Here is a 16,478-nt window from a genome sequence, read left to right on the forward strand (position 1 = left end):
ATGCGCAGCAGCAAAACCATCCATGTGATATCGGCCCACGCAGAGGGCGAGGTGGGTGACGTCATAGTCGGTGGTGTGCAGCCGCCGCCGGGCGAAACTATCTGGCAGCAGCGTTCCTTTATTGCCAGGGATCAGGCCCTGCGTAACTTCGTATTGAACGAGCCCCGCGGTGGCGTATTCCGCCATGTGAACCTGCTGGTCCCCCCCAAGCATCCTGAGGCTGACGCGGCCTTTATCATCATGGAGCCGGAAGACACGCCGCCTATGTCCGGATCTAATTCGATCTGCGTGTCCACTGTTCTGTTGGATGGCGGGATTATCCCCATGAAAGAACCCGAGACGCGCATGACGCTTGAGGCCCCCGGTGGCCTTGTTCATGTTCGGGCTGAATGCCGGAACGGTAAGGCAGAGCGTATTTTCGTGCAGAATTTGCCCAGCTTTGCGGACAAAATTGCAGCCTCTCTGGAGGTTCCCCGTGTCGGAACGCTGACTGTCGACACTGCTTATGGGGGCGACAGCTTTGTGGTCGTAGATGCTGCCGCTCTTGGGTTTGAGATAGTCGAGGCAGAGGCGAAAGATATCGCGCAACTGGGTGTGCAAATCACGAATGCCGCCAATGAGCAGCTTGGGTTTACGCATCCCGAAAACCCCGATTGGGATCATATCTCGTTCTGTGCCTTTTGCGGGCCTCTCAAGGAAACTGATACCGGTCTGACCGGTAAGTCCGCTGTCGCCATTCAACCCGGCAAGGTTGATCGTTCACCCACAGGAACAGCAGTTTCTGCGCGCATGGCGTTAATGGCCGCCAAGGGTCAGATGAAGATTGGTCAAACATTTGAGGCTATCTCGATCATCGGTTCTCGTTTCACTGGCCGTATTGTCGAGACTGTACAGGTAGGTGATCGCCCGGCAATTATACCTGAGATCAGCGGTCGTGGCTGGATCACTGGGATTCATCAGCACATGTTGGACCCGGATGACCCCTGGCCGGGTGGATATAAGTTGAGTGATACGTGGGGTGTGTGAGGCCATTTATTTAGCCCTCCTCAACCCCGTGGCAATATGCGCCCCCTCTAAACGATTGATCCCAAGCCCAACCTAATTTAAGGGAGACCCTGTCAAATCAGAGTCACCGTTGGGGCGGTATGATAAACGCGCCCCTCACACGCCACGCAGAAGTGGCACACTCTTGGATCGCACGCCCCGAAAGGCTTAAAAAAGGTAAAAGAATATGGCAGATAAATCGAACTTCGACATATTGTATACCATTGTAGACGAAGCGCCCGAACTGGCCAGCGCATCGTTTCTGCCCATCATCCGCAAGTTCGCATCCGCCGCTGGCGTCAGCGTTGGTACCAAGGATATCTCGTTGGCCGGACGTATCATTTCGACCTTCCCGGAAAACCTGACAGAGGCACAGCGCATCACTGATGATCTGGCCGCGTTGGGTGAACTGGTGAAAACACCAGACGCCAACGTCATCAAGCTGCCTAACATTTCAGCTTCGGTTCCGCAGTTGGTTGCCGCGATCGAAGAGTTGCAGTCGCAAGGCTACGATATTCCGAACTATCCCGAAGAACCCTCGACCGACGAGGAAAAAGCGATCCGAGCGCGGTATGACGCGATCAAGGGTTCTGCGGTGAACCCAGTTCTACGCGAAGGCAACAGCGACCGCCGTGCGGCCCGTGCAGTGAAGAATTACGCCCAGAAGAACCCCCATTCGATGGGTGAGTGGGTATCGTCCAGCCAGACCAAAGTATCCTCGATGTCGGGCAATGACTTCTACGCCAATGAGAAGTCCGCGACTATCACTGGGGCGCAGGCAGGTGATGCTAAAATCGAATTCGTGGGCAAAGACGGCAGTGTAACTGTTCTGAAGGATGGCTGGCCGCTGGCCGAAGGGACCGTTGCAGACGCGACCTTTATGTCTGTCAAAGCTCTGTCAGCATTTTTGGCAGACGCGATCGAAGACACCAAAAAAGACGGCACCATGTTCTCGCTGCACATGAAAGCCACAATGATGAAGGTCTCAGACCCGATCATCTTTGGCTATGCGGTAAAGGCTTGGCTGGCTCCGGTTTTTGAAAAATACGGTTCCGAATTGGAGGCACTGGGTGTGAACCCGAACTCTGGTTTGGGTGACCTGCTGGAGCGTGTTCAGGGTAATGCCGACATCATGGCAGCGATTGATGCGATCAAGGCGGATCGCCCATCAATGTACATGGTCGACAGTGACAAAGGTATCACGAACCTGCACGTACCATCGGACGTGATTATTGATGCATCGATGCCGGCTGTTATCCGTGCAGGTGGCAAAGGATGGGATGAGAGCGGTGCCAAAGGTGACACTAACTGTGTGATCCCCGACCGTTGCTATGCCCCGGTTTACGATGAGGCCATCAACTTCTTTAAAGCGAATGGTGCATTGAACCCGGCTACTGCCGGTGCCGTGGCAAACGTTGGCTTGATGGCCCAGAAAGCCGAAGAGTATGGCTCGCACCCGACCACATTCCAGGCTCCGGCCGATGGCACGATCCGTATTGTTCTGGCAAATGGTGAAACTCTGCACTCGCATGATGTAGAGGCGGGTGACATTTGGCGCGCGTGCACCGTCAAGAAGGCTCCGATCGAGAACTGGATTCAACTGGCGATGGATCGTCAGCGCCTGACCGGTTCCGAAGCGATTTTCTGGCTGGATGCTAACCGTGCCCATGACGCCGAACTGATCAAATACGTTAAACCTGCTCTGGAAGCTGCGGGTGTTTCGGACAAGTTCCTGATCATGGCGCCCCGTGAAGCAACACGTCAGTCGTTGGAAACCATCACTGCCGGTAACGACAGCATTGCTATCACCGGCAACGTATTGCGCGACTACCTGACCGACCTATTCCCCATTCTGGAACTGGGCACTTCGGCGAAGATGTTGTCGATCGTTAAACTGATGAATGGTGGTGGCTTGTTCGAAACAGGCGCCGGTGGTTCTGCTCCAAAACACGTGCAACAATTGGTGGAAGAAAATCACCTGCGTTGGGACTCGATGGGTGAGTTCTGCGCACTGGGTGAATCGCTGAACTTCCTTGCCGATAGTAAGGGCAATGCTAAAGCAGGTGTTCTTGGCGCAGCGGCCGAGGCTGCAACCCAAGGGATCCTGGACAATAACCGCTCGCCCAGCCGTAAAGTAGGCCAGCCTGACAACCGTGACAGCCACTATTGGTTCGCTCGGTATTGGGCAGAGGCTCTGGCCAACCAGACTGACGATGCTGATCTAGCGGCCGAGTTTGCACCGCTGGCTAAAGACTTGGCTGACAAGGAAGAGCAGATTCTGTCTGAGCTTGCCGCGGCTCAAGGCCCAGCAGCTGACTTGGGTGGTTACTACCATACCGATCCAGCGAAAACTGCAGCCGTTATGCGCCCAAGTGCAACCCTGAACGCGATCATCGGGTGATTGCGAATGGCCACGCTTTTGGGCGTGGCTGTTTTACTGGGCTAGTTCTGAAGAAAAGTAAAAGGGCCGACCCCCAAAGTCGGCCCTTTTGAGCGAGTGGGGAGGCAGAAGCCTCGCCGGTGTAGTTAACTCAACTCTATCAGCGCACAATTTTGCGGATATTAGGGGTTTCCCGTACCCGACGTGGTTATTGAAAGCGTCGAACGAAAAAGGCCGGTCCTAAGACCGGCCAATTTTTGTTGATTTGATGTGTTTGATCAGTTGGAAGCTGCGTTCAGCTTTTCGTTTTGCTCACGCAGGGTATCCGAGATGATCGCATACCATTCGCCGGATTCACGCATCTCGTTCAGACCTTTGTTCATCATCGCGACGTACTCGCGTGCGAACGGGTTCGAACGGTGAGCCATGAAGCTCATCGACGACAGTGTGGAGACGTACGGGTTCTCGACGATGTCTTGCGAGGTCAGACCCATCTCTTTCATGGTTGCCGCGAACAGTTCAACTTCGAACGCCGCAACGTCAGCTGAACCGGTCAGAACCGCATCCAGACACTCGCGTGCCGAGTTGGGGTGGACAAGGTTCAGGTTGTTGCTGTTCAGGCCAACTTCTTCCAGAACAACCATGCTCCAGCCTGCCATACGGCAGAGAGTTGCACCTTCGAGATCTGCAAAGGATGTCGCGTTGCTGTACTCGTTTTCGGGTAGGGTGAAGAAGCCACCAACCACGTCGTAAACAGGAACGGTTGCTACAAACTGTGTGCAGCGAGCTTCGGTTGCAGCTGACCATTCGTAAGAACGGTTGGTACAGTCAGGCAGAGTCCACGCGATCGAGATATCGAATGCGCCAAGTGGCAACAGAGTATCCAGGTGCGAGGACCAATCGTCTACGAAGCTGACCGAGTAGTCGCGGCTGTTGCCGGCACGCTGCAGGCTGGTTGTTGCGAGACGGGTCATAATGCCGCCGCCGCTCAGTGTTTCAGTTGTGAATGGCTCCCAGCCGTTGCCTGCTACCAGTTTGATTGGTGGAGCATAGACGTTCGAGCGTTTGACGCTGGCCGCGCGCTTTTCTTCCGCCGCGATAATTTCTTGAGCCGACTGACCATTGGGCAGGCTACCGTCTTCACAAGGCAGAGCCAGAACGAGGCCGGGCGACAGATCGTTGGGGTTGGTGATGACGTTGCGGTTCGCGTTGAAGATCGGCTGATAGTTCGAAGTGCCGTACGCCGCGATTGCGATGGTTGCCATCGTGTCGCCGTCTGCGACTGTGTAGTTCGAACAGGCTTCCTGCGCTGCAGCTGCGCCTGCGGTGAGTGTGAGGACGGCCGTGGCCGTCATCACTTTGATGTTAAGTTTTTGTTTTTGCATTTTTCTTCCTCCCGTGGGTTGGAATGTGAAAATTAAACCTTAGCCAGAAGAGGCTAACAGTCGTTCGTTGTGTTCATTCAGGGTGTCAGAGATGATGGCGTACCATTCTCCGGTCTCCCGCATTTCATTCAGCCCCTTGTTCAACATCGCGAGGTACTGCTTGCCCTGCGGGTTGGAACGGTGGGTGATGAACCGAAGTGCGGAAAGAGTTGTGACATACGGGTTTTCGACCAGATCGTTTTGGTTCAAACCCATTTCTGCCATCGTGTCGGCGAACAGCTGAACTTCGAACGTGGCTACGTCCGCCGTTCCAGTCATGACCGCGTCAAGGCATTCCCGTGCAGAAACTGGCTGCAGCAGTTTGATGGTTTTTTCCGGTTGCAGACCTTCTTGTTCGAGGTCGTGAATGAACCATCCATCCATCCGGCATACGGTTGCGCCGCTCAGGTCATCAAAGCTTGTCGCGCTTGCGTATTCGCTTTCTGGAACTGTGTAGAAGCCCAGAACGATGTCATAAACAGGGGCCGACGCGTGGAATTGAGTGCAGCGGATCTCTGTTTCCCATGACCACTCGTACGAACGGTTGGTGCAATCGGGAATGTTCCATGCCATCGAGACGTCAAACGCCCCCAGTGGCAGCAGTGTTTCGATGTGCGAATTCCAGTCGTCCACAAAGCTGATCGAATACTGATGCGAGTTCCCAGCCCGTTGCAGGGCTGTTGTGCCGAGGCGGGTAATAAAGCCACCGCCATTCAGGGTTTCATCAGCAAAAGGTGCCCACCCGTTGCCCGTCACCAGTTTAATGGGGGCTTTGAACGAGCTGGTCTGGTTTGAATTTGCATAACGCTCTTGCTGTGCCGCGATAATTTCGCGTGCACTTTGACCGTTAGGCAGGCTGCCGTCTTCACACGGAAGGACCAGAGACAACCCAGGGGACAAATCGTTCGGGTTGCTGATCACATTCCGGTTCGCGTTAAAGATCGGCTGGTAGTTTGATGTGCCGTAAGCAGTAATTGCGATGGTGGCCATCGTATCACCATCTTGTACGGTATAGTTCGTACATGCTTCTTGTGCGGCAGCGGCTCCGGCGCTGAAAGCAATGACGGCAGCAGATGTCATTACAACGTTATGGAGCTTGTATTCGGGCATTAGTTAGTTTCTCCAGATTGAATTTGAGAGGGCTTTTTGTTGTTTCAGCCGTTTTCCATTTGATAGCGTAGGGCGGTCGATACGATGTCCCGCCATTCTCCGGATTGCTGCATGATCGCCAGACCTTGGTTCAGCGTCTCAAGGATCGCTTCCCCATCCGGATTATCTTTGTGGGTCATGACGTTTAGCGACTTGATGGCCGCCAGGTTGGGGTTTTCTACAATTTTGTGTTCGTATCCGAGCCGTGCGATGGCTTCGACGGCCAAGTGGGCTTCGACAGCAACGATGTCGGCTTTGCCTTCCATCACCGCTTCAAAACAATCGTCCGGGGAAACCGGGCGAACCAGGGTGATTGCGGGTTCATACAGTCCAACGTCGTTCATGTGGGACAAGGACCAGCCTTCGGGACGGCAGATTGTTGCGCCGGCAAAATCAGCATAGGTCAGGGTTTGTTCGTAACCTGATCCTTCACGGGCGAAGAACGTGTCCACAACTTCGTAAAACGGATTCGAGAAGTTGTATGTCTCGCAGCGCGAACGATCGTTTTCCGAAAGAGCTGCTGCTTCTTCGCAGTTCGGGCGTGACCATGGGAAGGTAGCATCAAAGGCCAGGGTCGGCATCAGAAGATCCAGATGCGAAGACCAGTCATTTACGAACTGGATCTTATACGCCTGTTCGGGTGCAGCGCGCAGCATCGCCGTTTCCACCAGATTGGTGTACAGGCCACGATGGGGCAGGTCTTCATCCGTGAACGGAGCGTAGTTTCCGCCGGTGATCAGTAGTATCTGACGATCCCGAATTTCAGGGCGTTCGCCTGTGTCTGCTTCGCGGATCAGCGCCGCACCTTCAGCACGGGCTGCTTCGATTTCTTCACTGGCCGCTGCTTTAGCTGCGACCACAGCTTCTTGGTTAGCCTTCTTTGCTTCGGCCTCTGCCTCCGCTACTCGGGCTTCTGCCTCGGCAATCGCATCAGCTGCACGTTTTTCAGCAGCTGCAACCAATTCCGCAGCCATTTCTGCGGCCAAAGCTTCTGCTTCGGTTTTCGGAGCTTCGGGTGCGCGGCCGATGTCTTCCAGGCAAGGCATGGTCAATACATCGCCAACGCGAATGATGTTTGGGTTGTCACCAATCACATCGCGGTTTGCATCATGAATTATGCGGAAGTTCTCGGTTGAATAAACCTGAATTGCCAATTCCCGCAGGCTGTCGCCGGGTTGAATTTCATAGGTTGTGCAGGCCTCTTGGGCCGAGGCTGCACCCGCCGCGGCAGCAAGTGCCAGGCTTGAAATGAACAGTTGGGGTCTCATGGTCCTGTTTCTTTGCCTTGATTAGTTTCTTGTTAGTTTCACGACACCGATCGAGGCATTGTCCTGATCCGGGTCGCCCTTGGCGTGTAGTGCTTGCAAAAGCGCATCGGCGATGTCCTGCGCCAATGCTTGTGCGTTGGCGGCCAAAATCGCCTGAATTTCTGTGTTGCTGATGTACTGCAAGCCGTCGCTGCCGAGGATCAAGATATCCGAAGGTGTCAGACAAAGCGGCTCTTCGGGGCAATCGACCTGAGGGATCGCAGCTCCCATGACCACCGACGTTAGTTGGTTGCGATCGGGATGAGCCAGAGCTTCTGCTTCGGTCAAAGTGCCTTCGGCAAGCTGTGCATCAATCAAAGGCGCCATAGAGTGGTCTTCGTTGATTTGGCGCAGTTCTCCGTCTCGGAATAGATAGAGGGGGCTATCCCCAATCGAAATCCAGAACACCCGATTGCCCAGCAAGAGAACGCCCAGCATGGTCGAACCCATGTTGAAGCCTTCGCCCTGTTCCTCGCAATGGTTGGAGATTGAGGCATTGGCTTGCATAGCGGCAAGCGGTAGTGCATCGATCAGTGCAGATTCTGAGGGGTCTGTGCCTTCGAGCTCAGCGTCCAGTGCGTCACGCCAGGCAGAGATCACAAATTCCGAAGCAACTTCGCCCGCTGCGTGTCCGCCCATACCGTCAGCCACGACAACGTAGCCGGCGTTTGCTGCGTCGAACAGACGTGCCGCGACCGCGTCTTCCTGCGAGTCCCGCTGACCCATTTCCAGGATCAGCGCAATATCATATGCCGGAGTCGCCAGCATCTATTAGGCGTCCCGCCAGTCAAAGCCGTCATCACAGAACGCGGTGAAACGGACAGAGGTTTCGCTGATGCGGATCAGATCGCCATTGGACAGAGCGACGGTGCTCAGGACCGGTTTGCCGTTCAAGCGAACCAGGTTGGCCTTGCCGCCGTGACCCAGATAGCACTTACGATCTTCGGGATCATAGGCGATTACGGCGTGGTTGCTGCGGGAAATGCCCGTGTCACCAAAGTCCAGTTGAATTGCCTGATCATCGTTTCGACCGATTTGCATCAGGCCTTCTGTCAAGGTGATGCAGGATCCACGGCCCGGCCCACCAGTCACAACCAGCCAGCCAACAGGAAAGGTCTCATTTGCCGTCTCTGTTTTTGCAACCGGCTCAGAGGTTTCGATCAGATCTTGTACGTGAGTATCGGCACGCTCAAAGCCAAGGAAGGTTGTCTTTACCCGGCTGCGGCGATCCGACTGAGCGGCAGGTGCCGGTTGTTCGGGGGCAGCAGGAGTGACCTCGGGTTCAGGCTTTACTTCGGCAACCGGGGCAACCTGAGGAACTGCGGGAGCCTCTGCAACCACTTCGATCACTGGCTCTTCCTTAGGCTCTTCAACCTGAGGGGCTTCATCGACGACAGGCTCTTCTTCGGATGCGACGTGCAGCGTAACGACCGCTTCGGGTTCTTCAGCTTCTGGCTCGGCCGGAGCAGGTTCCTGAATTTCATCGATCACTTCCGTGATGATGATCTCATCTTCGGACTCAGCTGACGCCTCATCTTTGTCTTCAACAAACTCGGGCATCTCCTCTTCCGGGATCAGGTCATCCGAGTCGTCGTAGCTTTCGGTGGTCATATTGCCGCCGGCCAATGCGTTCCGCAAAGCGTTGAAATCTGCGATAGGCTTGGCAGGCTCGGCCGCTGGTTCGGCGGCATCGTTGATTTCTTCGGCTTCCGCTTCGGGCTCTTTGGCTTTGCCGGCACCTTCGAGAAGCCGGCTAAGAGGGCTTTTATATTTGAACATGGTGTCGACACCTTTGTTTATTGGTACGGGCTTGTCGTCCCGTGGGCTGCTACTGACCTCTGTGCGCGTTGGCACAACGGTATTTCTGTTTCGGAAACCTGGTTGTTTTCCTTCCGCGACGGGCCGGTCCCCGTCAGGGTGGTGGGTTTCCAGTCACCACCCCTTGCAAGCAACAGCGGAAAGATGAAAATCGAGCCGGTTAGTTTACTCCTGCGCAAGCTGCATCGTTGCAGCAGTCTCAGATTCGTTGCGCAAAACGGTGAACTTGGCTTGGGGCTGGTTGTCGGCGACAAGAGCTTCCATTACCGCGTTCAGGCTGTCAGAGCCGTCGAGCGTCAAACCAGTTTGGGCTTCTGCCGTCAGAACATCACCTTTTTGCAGTCCGCCTGTTGCGTCCGCTGGCAGCGTTGAAACGACAGTCTTCCAACCTTGGCCGTCGGTGTTACGAACGGTAAAGCCGTAACCGTTTTCCAGTCCGATCATTCGAATTGCGGGCAGGGCAAGCAAACCGTTTTGAGCGCGGGTTTCACCCAGTGCTCGGTAACGAGCCGTAACACGGGTGTAGCCGTCAGGATCAACCGCTAGATCGTCCAGAATCTGAGCCGCAAAGCTCGCGTTCGCGCGCACTGGCTGACCGTTCAGAGTATAGATCGCTGCGCCGCGTTGGACCCACTCGCCAATGACGCTGGTGTCAAGCTCAGGGTCTACACCTGTAATCGCAATGACGCTGCCGGTTGACGCACGGCGTTTGGATGTTTGGAAAGGAATCTCAACATCCCAGTGCGAGAACGCAACCTGAGTTTCGGCCAGATTGACCGGACCCGCCGGGGCTGGTACTGCAACCTCGATTTCGGCTGCCTGAGGTTGTTCCTCGATTGTGGCAACCGTTTCAGCCTGGTTCTGCTCGACAGGCTCTGGCGCTGGTTGTTCCTGTTCTGGAGCTGCTTCCGCAACCGTCTCAGTAACTTGAGCGGCCGGGGCTTCAACCGCGACATCAGTTGTTTCTTCTGTGGCCGCAGGAGTGGTTTCTTCAGTGACTGCAGGCTTAGCTGCAGTGACAACTTCCTGCTCCGGCGCTTTTTCACCGCCAGACATCAGGAAGAACCCGCCGGCTGCCAATCCAACAGCGACAACTGCGATACCAGCAACCATCTTGCCATTGCCACCCGATCCGCTTTTGACAACGGTATCGACTGTCGCAGTGGCCTCATCCTTGGGCGTGAACTTGGCCAGCTCATCGTCTTTTTTGTCTTCGTTACCCAGTGCCAGATCGGCGTTTCCAGCCAACAGTGCAGTAACGACGGCCTCTGCATTCTCGCTTTCGGCTTTGATCCGAGCTTCTTCGGCCTCTTCGTCCTTACGGTCCATTGCGACGATCACGGAAACCGGGCGATGTTCGAAAGAATCGAACATGACACCGGGACCGCGGAACATACGCAGCCAGTCCAACGCGCTCTGAAGGCGATCAGTGGTGTGGACTTCCATCGCTTTGTCGATCGCTTCAAGGAACCCCTTGGGGTAGCCCTCATAGCGGCCGGTCAGCGGTGTATAAGGATCATCCTGGCCGTTGTTGAACGCGTTCAGGCGTGACTGGCCGTCAATCGGGCGTTCACCGCTAATTGCGTGGTACAGCGTTGCTGCCAGAACATAGAGATCACTGCTCGGGCCCTGATCCGCGCCGCGAACGTAGAACTCGTGTGGGGAATAGCCATCCTTAATCACACGCAGCGTCAGCAGAGCCGCAGATTGATTTGCGGCCTGTTCGCGAGCGGCACCAAAGTCGATCAAGATCGGTTCGCCTTTGTCGTCGATCAAAATGTTGTCCGGTGAAATATCACGATGCAACATGCCACTTTCGTGGATGAAAGATACCGCCGACAGCATCTTTTCTGTGACCTGAACGATAAAGTCAGGGCCCGCCTTGTTGTCGGAGTTTTCGACATAGTCCAGCAGGTCGCAGCCCTTGATGAAGTCCATCGCGATGTAAGCAGTGTCGTTATCTTCGAACACCTGATGCACATCTACGATGTTAGGGTGAACCAGCCGCGCATGGTTGCGGGCTTCTAGAATAAAGAGGTCGATGATAGCCCGTAGATCTTCTTTATGATCCGGATTGGCCGGCTCGACCATGTCGCCGTTGCGCGTACACAGAGCGCTTGGATAGCACTCCTTGATGACAACGTCGCGCTCAAGGCTGTCGCGGGCCAGGTAGGTAATTCCAAACCCGCCGTTGCTGAGGAAGCGTAGGATTTCGTACTGCCCGCGCAACAGCTTGGCGCCGGGTTGAAGTCCTTCAATTTTCGGTTCGTCGTGCGATGCACCGACAGCCTGGTTGTGGCTCATTTCATTCCGCCCGTTACTAATCATTTTGCGGTTTTTTAACTGGGCAAATCGCCCGGGAACTCACAACCAAACACAACCGCAGGACACTTGAGACCGTTAGACGTTTCAAATTTGACTTTATTGGGGCCGCCTCATGGCTTCACTGAGAACGAACATTGTTGAAAATCAACATGACGTAGGTGAAGCCATGAGGCATACTAAATGTAGTTTTTCGGCTTAAAAAAATGCGGACTGAATGCGCATTTGCGGCTAATTGGTCACTAGAATCGAAACAATCGAGACCCGATTCTCAGGGCCTCGATTCGCTCACTTTCAACTTAAAGTTAATGAAGAATTTTCAGGTACCGGTTTTCGACTGAATCGAATCAACTCTGCTACCGGCCCAGGCCAAGTTGTCGCTGAGCTGCGCCAGAATGCTAATTGCATCCTTCAAAGGGGCGTCGCCGGTTTCGAATTGCAGGAGCAACAGCAGGTCCGTCGCCTTTTCAAATTCACCGGGTATCCAGTCAGCCGAAGGATCGATTTCTCCACCCTGTTCCAGTCGTTCGGTAAAATCTTCAACGATTTCCTGACAGCTATGCAGAAAGGCCGCAGGTTCTATGTTCGAAGACTCTCGCAGATCCTCATAGATGCTTGCGATGGCGGCCAGCCAATCTTCGAGGATCGGGTTTTCCAACGGCGGAAGAGTCGACTCAATTGCAGCCTGAATAGAGGAGGCATCTGACTGGGGCTCTTCGGGTTCAGGGCCTTGCAGGTTCTCCAGATAGGGAAGGAAGTCCTGTTTAAGGTCTGAACGTGCCGCTTCCAGATCCGATTGACGTCGGTCCGAGGCAATTTGCAGAACCTGTTCGGCCAGGTTTTGACCGCCGCATATTTCCCAAAGGGCAAAATCGGGTTCCGGCTCTTGCGCCATTGCGCGAACCGCGACCGGTGTTCCGATCGGTACGACGGCGCGGAACATGTCGCCTTTTTCTTTGTTTAGGCGCGCGACAACGCGATCCAGTGCATCGTGGACCGGAGGAAGGTCGGCGTGCGTAACAGCGAGCAGACTGTTCGCACGCAACTCCTGTGGAACCTGCGCCCACAGGTGACGTTCGGTTTCGCGCCAGGCATTTGTGCCGTTGGTACACCAGATTGCGCAATCGACGAACTTCAGTAGATCGAGTGTCGGCTTGTAGGTATCGTCCAGAGCGCCAGAACCCGGCAAATCGAACAGAGAGATTTCCTGCAGGGCAGGAGTGTTTAGGCCGACAGAAATAAAGTCGGGTTCCTCTGCTGCTGCCTTTTCAAGCGCGATGCCGGAAAAGACTTTGGGTTCCTTGCCCCACCACCCCACGGTGGTTTCGGGAGTATCGGAATAAGCGACAATCACCAGAGGCAGTTTCAGGTGCTGTGGGCCTGTAGGCAAGATATCAGCCCCGGCCAGCATGTTTGCAAGGCTAGACTTACCAGCCCCAAATTCCCCAGCAAAACCGATATTGACCGCGTTGGACAGCCGTTCCGCATGGCCGAGCGCGCGTTCACGCATCTCGTCCAATGCCGGATCGGCCGGCAGCTTTTCGGTCGCCGTCAGAAAGCGTTCGAGTTGCTTTACTTCCTGTTCGGTTCCGGGAAATTCTATCATTCCGCAGCCTCTGCTAATCGTTTGTCTACGTAATCCGCACCATATACGGCGCTTAGCTCATCAGTAATGCGTTGAGCTTCATCATAAGCGGTTTGGGCCTCGGCCCGTTCATTTGTTTCGCCGGTTCCGGCGCGGTGTTCAAGATGTCCAGCGAGCAATGCCACATAGTGATCCAGAACGGTGGTCAGGCGTTCCATAAGATCGCCGCGCGCGGTGTCTACGAGATCGTCGCCGATAATCTCAAACTCTTGAACAATCATCCGTTCTGCGCGGGCAACCACGCTTTTGCGTGAAATCAGGCGCGACAACCAGTTGACCCGTAATTCAACAGTAATGCCCCGCGTCAGAGCAGTCGTGTCCGGACGGAACCAACGAACGGCACTTGTGTTCATCCGGTTGTCTGCTGAATCCTGCCAACCGGGGAGGGCACGCAAGGCCGCGTTGCTTTGCATGTCGATTGTATAGAGTTCGCTCAGCATACGCTGGCGGATAACCTGTGTTGCACCCTGAACGAGCTCGCGCATGCGATCACGCAGCGGGGTAAAGTTCAGTTCTGTATCACCACCTCTTACCAAGAGAGGCGAGTCGCCGTTAGGGCCGCGCACAACTGCGGCGACGGATTCAGCCACAGTATCGTCCATGACTCCACGCAAATTGGCGAGCACATCGTCCATGTCGCTGACAATATCGGCAGTCTTCTGTGTGACGAGCCCGCGCAAGTCAGACAGAGTTTTGTCGTTCTCGGTCGCGTCCTCTGAGGTTGGGGCGGATTCGTCCTCGATCGCACGCAAATGCGCTTTGGTTCGCTCTAGTTCACCCTGAGCAAAACTGTTGAGGTGCTGCCACGCCATCCGCAAGTGTTCCTCTCGCGGTCCTTCGGTCAGGGCGTGTGTGACGTGACGGCGCAAGTCCGGCAGGCCCGAGGCGATCATGGCTGCAAAGCGCAGAACGCCTTCCCGACTGATAGGGCCGGGGCCTTGTTTGATCTCTTCCACACCGTCCAGATATTGCTTCATCTGCTCGGGGTGTGCACGCAACCATGCCAGAATCTGGTCATGGTCCACACCAGTATCATCGCCGGTCAAAGCGTAGTGGGCCCATTGGGCGCTACCCATCAGGACGTCGATGTTTGAGTTCCCAAGAGCTTTTTCCAGTCCGTCCAATACGTCGGCTTGAACTTTGCTCGCGTCTTCTACTCCACCGCCCAATTCATCAACGCGATTGATGAAGACCACAATCTGACCAAGCTCCAATGCCTGCATCAGGCGGAACAGCTTTAGGTCGGCACGTGACAGTGCCTGATGCGCCGACAAAACCACCACGAAGAAATCGGATTCCTTGAGGTACTGCCGCGAAATTTCTTCCCGGATCAGCAGAGGGTCGTTCACACCCGGGGTATCCGTAACGGTCAGCGGAAACGGGAAGTGGCCGATGTCAAAATACACCTCGGCCTTCCGCGTAATGTCGCTGTACAAACCGCGATCCGATCCGGGATCATAAGAGTCTTCTTCTGTCGGATCATCGCCTGCGCATACATAACGTGCCAGATCGTCTGTCGTCAGCTTTTCCAGATCGTGATGCTGACCCAACAGGTGTTTGTAGCTTTCGCCCAAGCGCAGCTTGGCGCGTGTTTTCATCGCCTCAACCTGCTCTTCGATCATCTCGCGCTTATAGCTGTCCTCATCATCGGGGAACATGTTGCGCAACTCTTCGCCTTCGGCGATCAGCGATTGCCATTGGCGGTTATCGAAGAAGTGGAATTCCGCGCCTTCTGTCCGGCCCGAGGGATGGCCGAAGTGCATATCGGTAATCACAGTCGTCCAGGGATTCACATCCGACGGCAGATACTCAGCCTGACCCGTGAACCCGTTGATCAAACGGGATTTTCCCGCCTTAATCTGACCAACAAAGGCGATTGACGGCTTTAGGTTCGTTAGATCGCTGACAATGCGAGAAATGAACTGACGGGTTTCCTCGTTGCTGGTCCCGTTCATGTCTTCGGCTATGCGAATTAACTCGCGACGGTTGTTTTCACTCATAAACCTTACCCTGGTAACTTGTAATCACGGTTTGCATTATTAGAAAAATTTAACGGACGGGGCGGTTTCATCCTTTCGGCCCTGTCAGAGATGTCCACAAATTGACGACTGCACCCAGTTTTCGCGCCTCATGCACGGCTACTGAGAAATGCTCGCCATCGCGAAGGATAGCCAAACCCTGGCCTTTCCCACCTGATGGCCGCATGACGATCAATTGTGTTTTGTCCAAGTCTGCTGCGTCGTCATCCCACCCCGCTAAGTCGCGGGCAAAACGGGTCAGCAGCTCTTGATCCGCATGTAGCGGCTGATCTGTTTCGCACATCCCGTCGGACCGCAACGCGGCACCGCCATCTGCATTAGCTAGAATGCGCCCTTGCGCAAACCTTTCCGCGGCATCGTAAAACTGGCTTGCCAGGTCGTCAGTTTCCGGAGCTTCGTCTGTGACATCTTCAACGGAAGGAGTTTCTTCGTTTTCGACGGGAGCAGATTCGGCAACGATCGAAATGACAGGTTCTTCCGTCAATTCGATGCCTTCGCATGCGGTCTCGATTTCGCTGAAAGTGATACCGACGTCATCAGCCTCGAGCGCAGTGTCCGGCTGTAGGGAAATCAAATCCAACGGGGCAGGTGCCGAGGCAATGTCAGAGACCAACTGAGCAAGTTTGCCTGCCAATTCTTCTCTGGGTTCTGTTTCGAAGTCCGGCACGGCCCCCGAGCGTACACGGAACACATCTGTGACCCGAGAACTGTTAACTTCGATGGCCAGACAATCCCCATTCGCGGCAGTAAATTCCAGCCGACGGGGCAGGATTGTACCCCTGATAGTGTTCAGCACTTTCTGACGTCGCACCTGTGCCGTGTCACCGGGAATGGTGACTGCCGGGTTGAGGCGCGCAACTGCCGATCGCCCAATGCCATCGAGCATGTCGAGTATGTCAGTGTCCATCATGCCGTGACCCCCTCTGGTCCCGTCTAAACTGCGGCCGCAACCGGCCCCAGGCTAAGATTCGATTTTGTCAGCGCCAACCCGACATTGGCACTGTTGCGACAGATGTAGCAGACCACATGATCGGGATACTCCCGGGTCCGCAGAAAGATGTTCAGACGATCATTTGAAAACACCGCGATTTCCCCAAATCCCGGATACTCCGTATCTTCTGAGCCGGCGTGCCGCAGCAGTTCTTCAAAAGCTTTCACACCACGCCCTTGAAACAGGTTAGCCACGGCTATGGCCAGACTGTCCAGCGCCTTAGCGCTTTCAGGGTCGTCGGTGTTGGTCCCCAGCAACATACCTGTTTCCATGTCGATATACCCGGCTGCAATACAGTCGGGTATAGTCGCCATCGCGGTGTTTAGTGCGCTTTCGATAGACATCTTTTCTACCTGAGT

General features: G+C 54.9%; 12 protein-coding genes. 2 read left to right on the top strand and 10 right to left on the bottom strand.

Features of this window, described 5'->3' with window-relative positions; translation table 11 throughout:
* Entirely contained in the window at positions 1–1,026 is a 1,026-nt protein-coding gene (locus ACR0EO_RS15155) for a trans-3-hydroxy-L-proline dehydratase (protein ID WP_480691335.1), read from the top strand.
* A 205-nt stretch (positions 1,027–1,231) separates the two neighbouring features.
* Positions 1,232–3,445 carry an NADP-dependent isocitrate dehydrogenase gene (locus ACR0EO_RS15160; protein WP_480691336.1) on the top strand — a complete coding sequence of 738 codons (2,214 nt, stop codon included), beginning with the start codon at positions 1,232–1,234 and terminating at the stop codon, positions 3,443–3,445.
* Between the two features lie 257 nt (positions 3,446–3,702).
* Here the strand turns inward: ACR0EO_RS15160 and ACR0EO_RS15165 are convergent, their stop codons facing one another.
* From ACR0EO_RS15165 to ACR0EO_RS15210, 10 genes are all read right to left on the bottom strand, one after another.
* On the bottom strand, positions 3,703–4,809 hold the full coding sequence (locus ACR0EO_RS15165) for a peptidoglycan-binding protein LysM (RefSeq protein WP_480691337.1): 1,107 nt from the start codon (positions 4,807–4,809) through the stop codon (positions 3,703–3,705).
* Positions 4,810–4,848: 39 nt separating this feature from the next.
* Positions 4,849–5,958, bottom strand: a complete 1,110-nt coding sequence (locus ACR0EO_RS15170; protein WP_480691338.1) for a peptidoglycan-binding protein LysM — start codon at positions 5,956–5,958, stop codon at positions 4,849–4,851.
* A gap of 44 nt (positions 5,959–6,002) precedes the next feature.
* A complete protein-coding gene (locus tag ACR0EO_RS15175) occupies positions 6,003–7,265 on the bottom strand; it encodes a peptidoglycan-binding protein LysM (protein ID WP_480691339.1) in 1,263 nt (420 codons plus the stop codon).
* A 21-nt stretch (positions 7,266–7,286) separates the two neighbouring features.
* A complete protein-coding gene (locus ACR0EO_RS15180; RefSeq protein ID WP_480691340.1) occupies positions 7,287–8,072 on the bottom strand; it encodes a PP2C family protein-serine/threonine phosphatase in 786 nt (261 codons plus the stop codon).
* Between the two features lie 3 nt (positions 8,073–8,075).
* A complete protein-coding gene (locus ACR0EO_RS15185; protein WP_480691341.1) occupies positions 8,076–9,083 on the bottom strand; it encodes an FHA domain-containing protein in 1,008 nt (335 codons plus the stop codon).
* A 204-nt stretch (positions 9,084–9,287) separates the two neighbouring features.
* A complete protein-coding gene (locus ACR0EO_RS15190) occupies positions 9,288–11,426 on the bottom strand; it encodes a serine/threonine protein kinase (RefSeq protein ID WP_480691342.1) in 2,139 nt (712 codons plus the stop codon).
* A gap of 337 nt (positions 11,427–11,763) precedes the next feature.
* On the bottom strand, positions 11,764–13,050 hold the full coding sequence (locus ACR0EO_RS15195; RefSeq protein ID WP_480691343.1) for a dynamin family protein: 1,287 nt from the start codon (positions 13,048–13,050) through the stop codon (positions 11,764–11,766).
* Complete coding sequence (locus ACR0EO_RS15200; RefSeq protein WP_480691344.1) at positions 13,047–15,089, bottom strand: dynamin family protein; 2,043 nt, start codon at positions 15,087–15,089, stop codon at positions 13,047–13,049. Before ACR0EO_RS15200 ends, ACR0EO_RS15195 begins: the two co-directional genes overlap by 4 nt.
* A gap of 67 nt (positions 15,090–15,156) precedes the next feature.
* Complete coding sequence (locus ACR0EO_RS15205; protein ID WP_480691345.1) at positions 15,157–16,038, bottom strand: hypothetical protein; 882 nt, start codon at positions 16,036–16,038, stop codon at positions 15,157–15,159.
* 23 nt (positions 16,039–16,061) lie between these two features.
* A complete protein-coding gene (locus ACR0EO_RS15210) occupies positions 16,062–16,463 on the bottom strand; it encodes a hypothetical protein (protein WP_480691346.1) in 402 nt (133 codons plus the stop codon).
* Between the last annotated feature and the right edge of the window lie 15 nt (positions 16,464–16,478).

The sequence above is a fragment of the Ruegeria sp. BE9 genome, assembly GCF_056538765.1.

Coding starts and splice junctions, on each gene's coding strand:
- ACR0EO_RS15180 (WP_480691340.1), bottom strand. CDS start 8,072: ATGCTGGCGACTCCGGCATATGATATTGCGCTGATCCTGGAAATGGGT.
- ACR0EO_RS15175 (WP_480691339.1), bottom strand. CDS start 7,265: ATGAGACCCCAACTGTTCATTTCAAGCCTGGCACTTGCTGCCGCGGCG.
- ACR0EO_RS15185 (WP_480691341.1), bottom strand. CDS start 9,083: ATGTTCAAATATAAAAGCCCTCTTAGCCGGCTTCTCGAAGGTGCCGGC.
- ACR0EO_RS15155 (WP_480691335.1), top strand. CDS start 1: ATGCGCAGCAGCAAAACCATCCATGTGATATCGGCCCACGCAGAGGGC.
- ACR0EO_RS15190 (WP_480691342.1), bottom strand. CDS start 11,426: ATGAGCCACAACCAGGCTGTCGGTGCATCGCACGACGAACCGAAAATT.
- ACR0EO_RS15200 (WP_480691344.1), bottom strand. CDS start 15,089: ATGAGTGAAAACAACCGTCGCGAGTTAATTCGCATAGCCGAAGACATG.
- ACR0EO_RS15165 (WP_480691337.1), bottom strand. CDS start 4,809: ATGCAAAAACAAAAACTTAACATCAAAGTGATGACGGCCACGGCCGTC.
- ACR0EO_RS15205 (WP_480691345.1), bottom strand. CDS start 16,038: ATGATGGACACTGACATACTCGACATGCTCGATGGCATTGGGCGATCG.
- ACR0EO_RS15195 (WP_480691343.1), bottom strand. CDS start 13,050: ATGATAGAATTTCCCGGAACCGAACAGGAAGTAAAGCAACTCGAACGC.
- ACR0EO_RS15160 (WP_480691336.1), top strand. CDS start 1,232: ATGGCAGATAAATCGAACTTCGACATATTGTATACCATTGTAGACGAA.
- ACR0EO_RS15210 (WP_480691346.1), bottom strand. CDS start 16,463: ATGTCTATCGAAAGCGCACTAAACACCGCGATGGCGACTATACCCGAC.
- ACR0EO_RS15170 (WP_480691338.1), bottom strand. CDS start 5,958: ATGCCCGAATACAAGCTCCATAACGTTGTAATGACATCTGCTGCCGTC.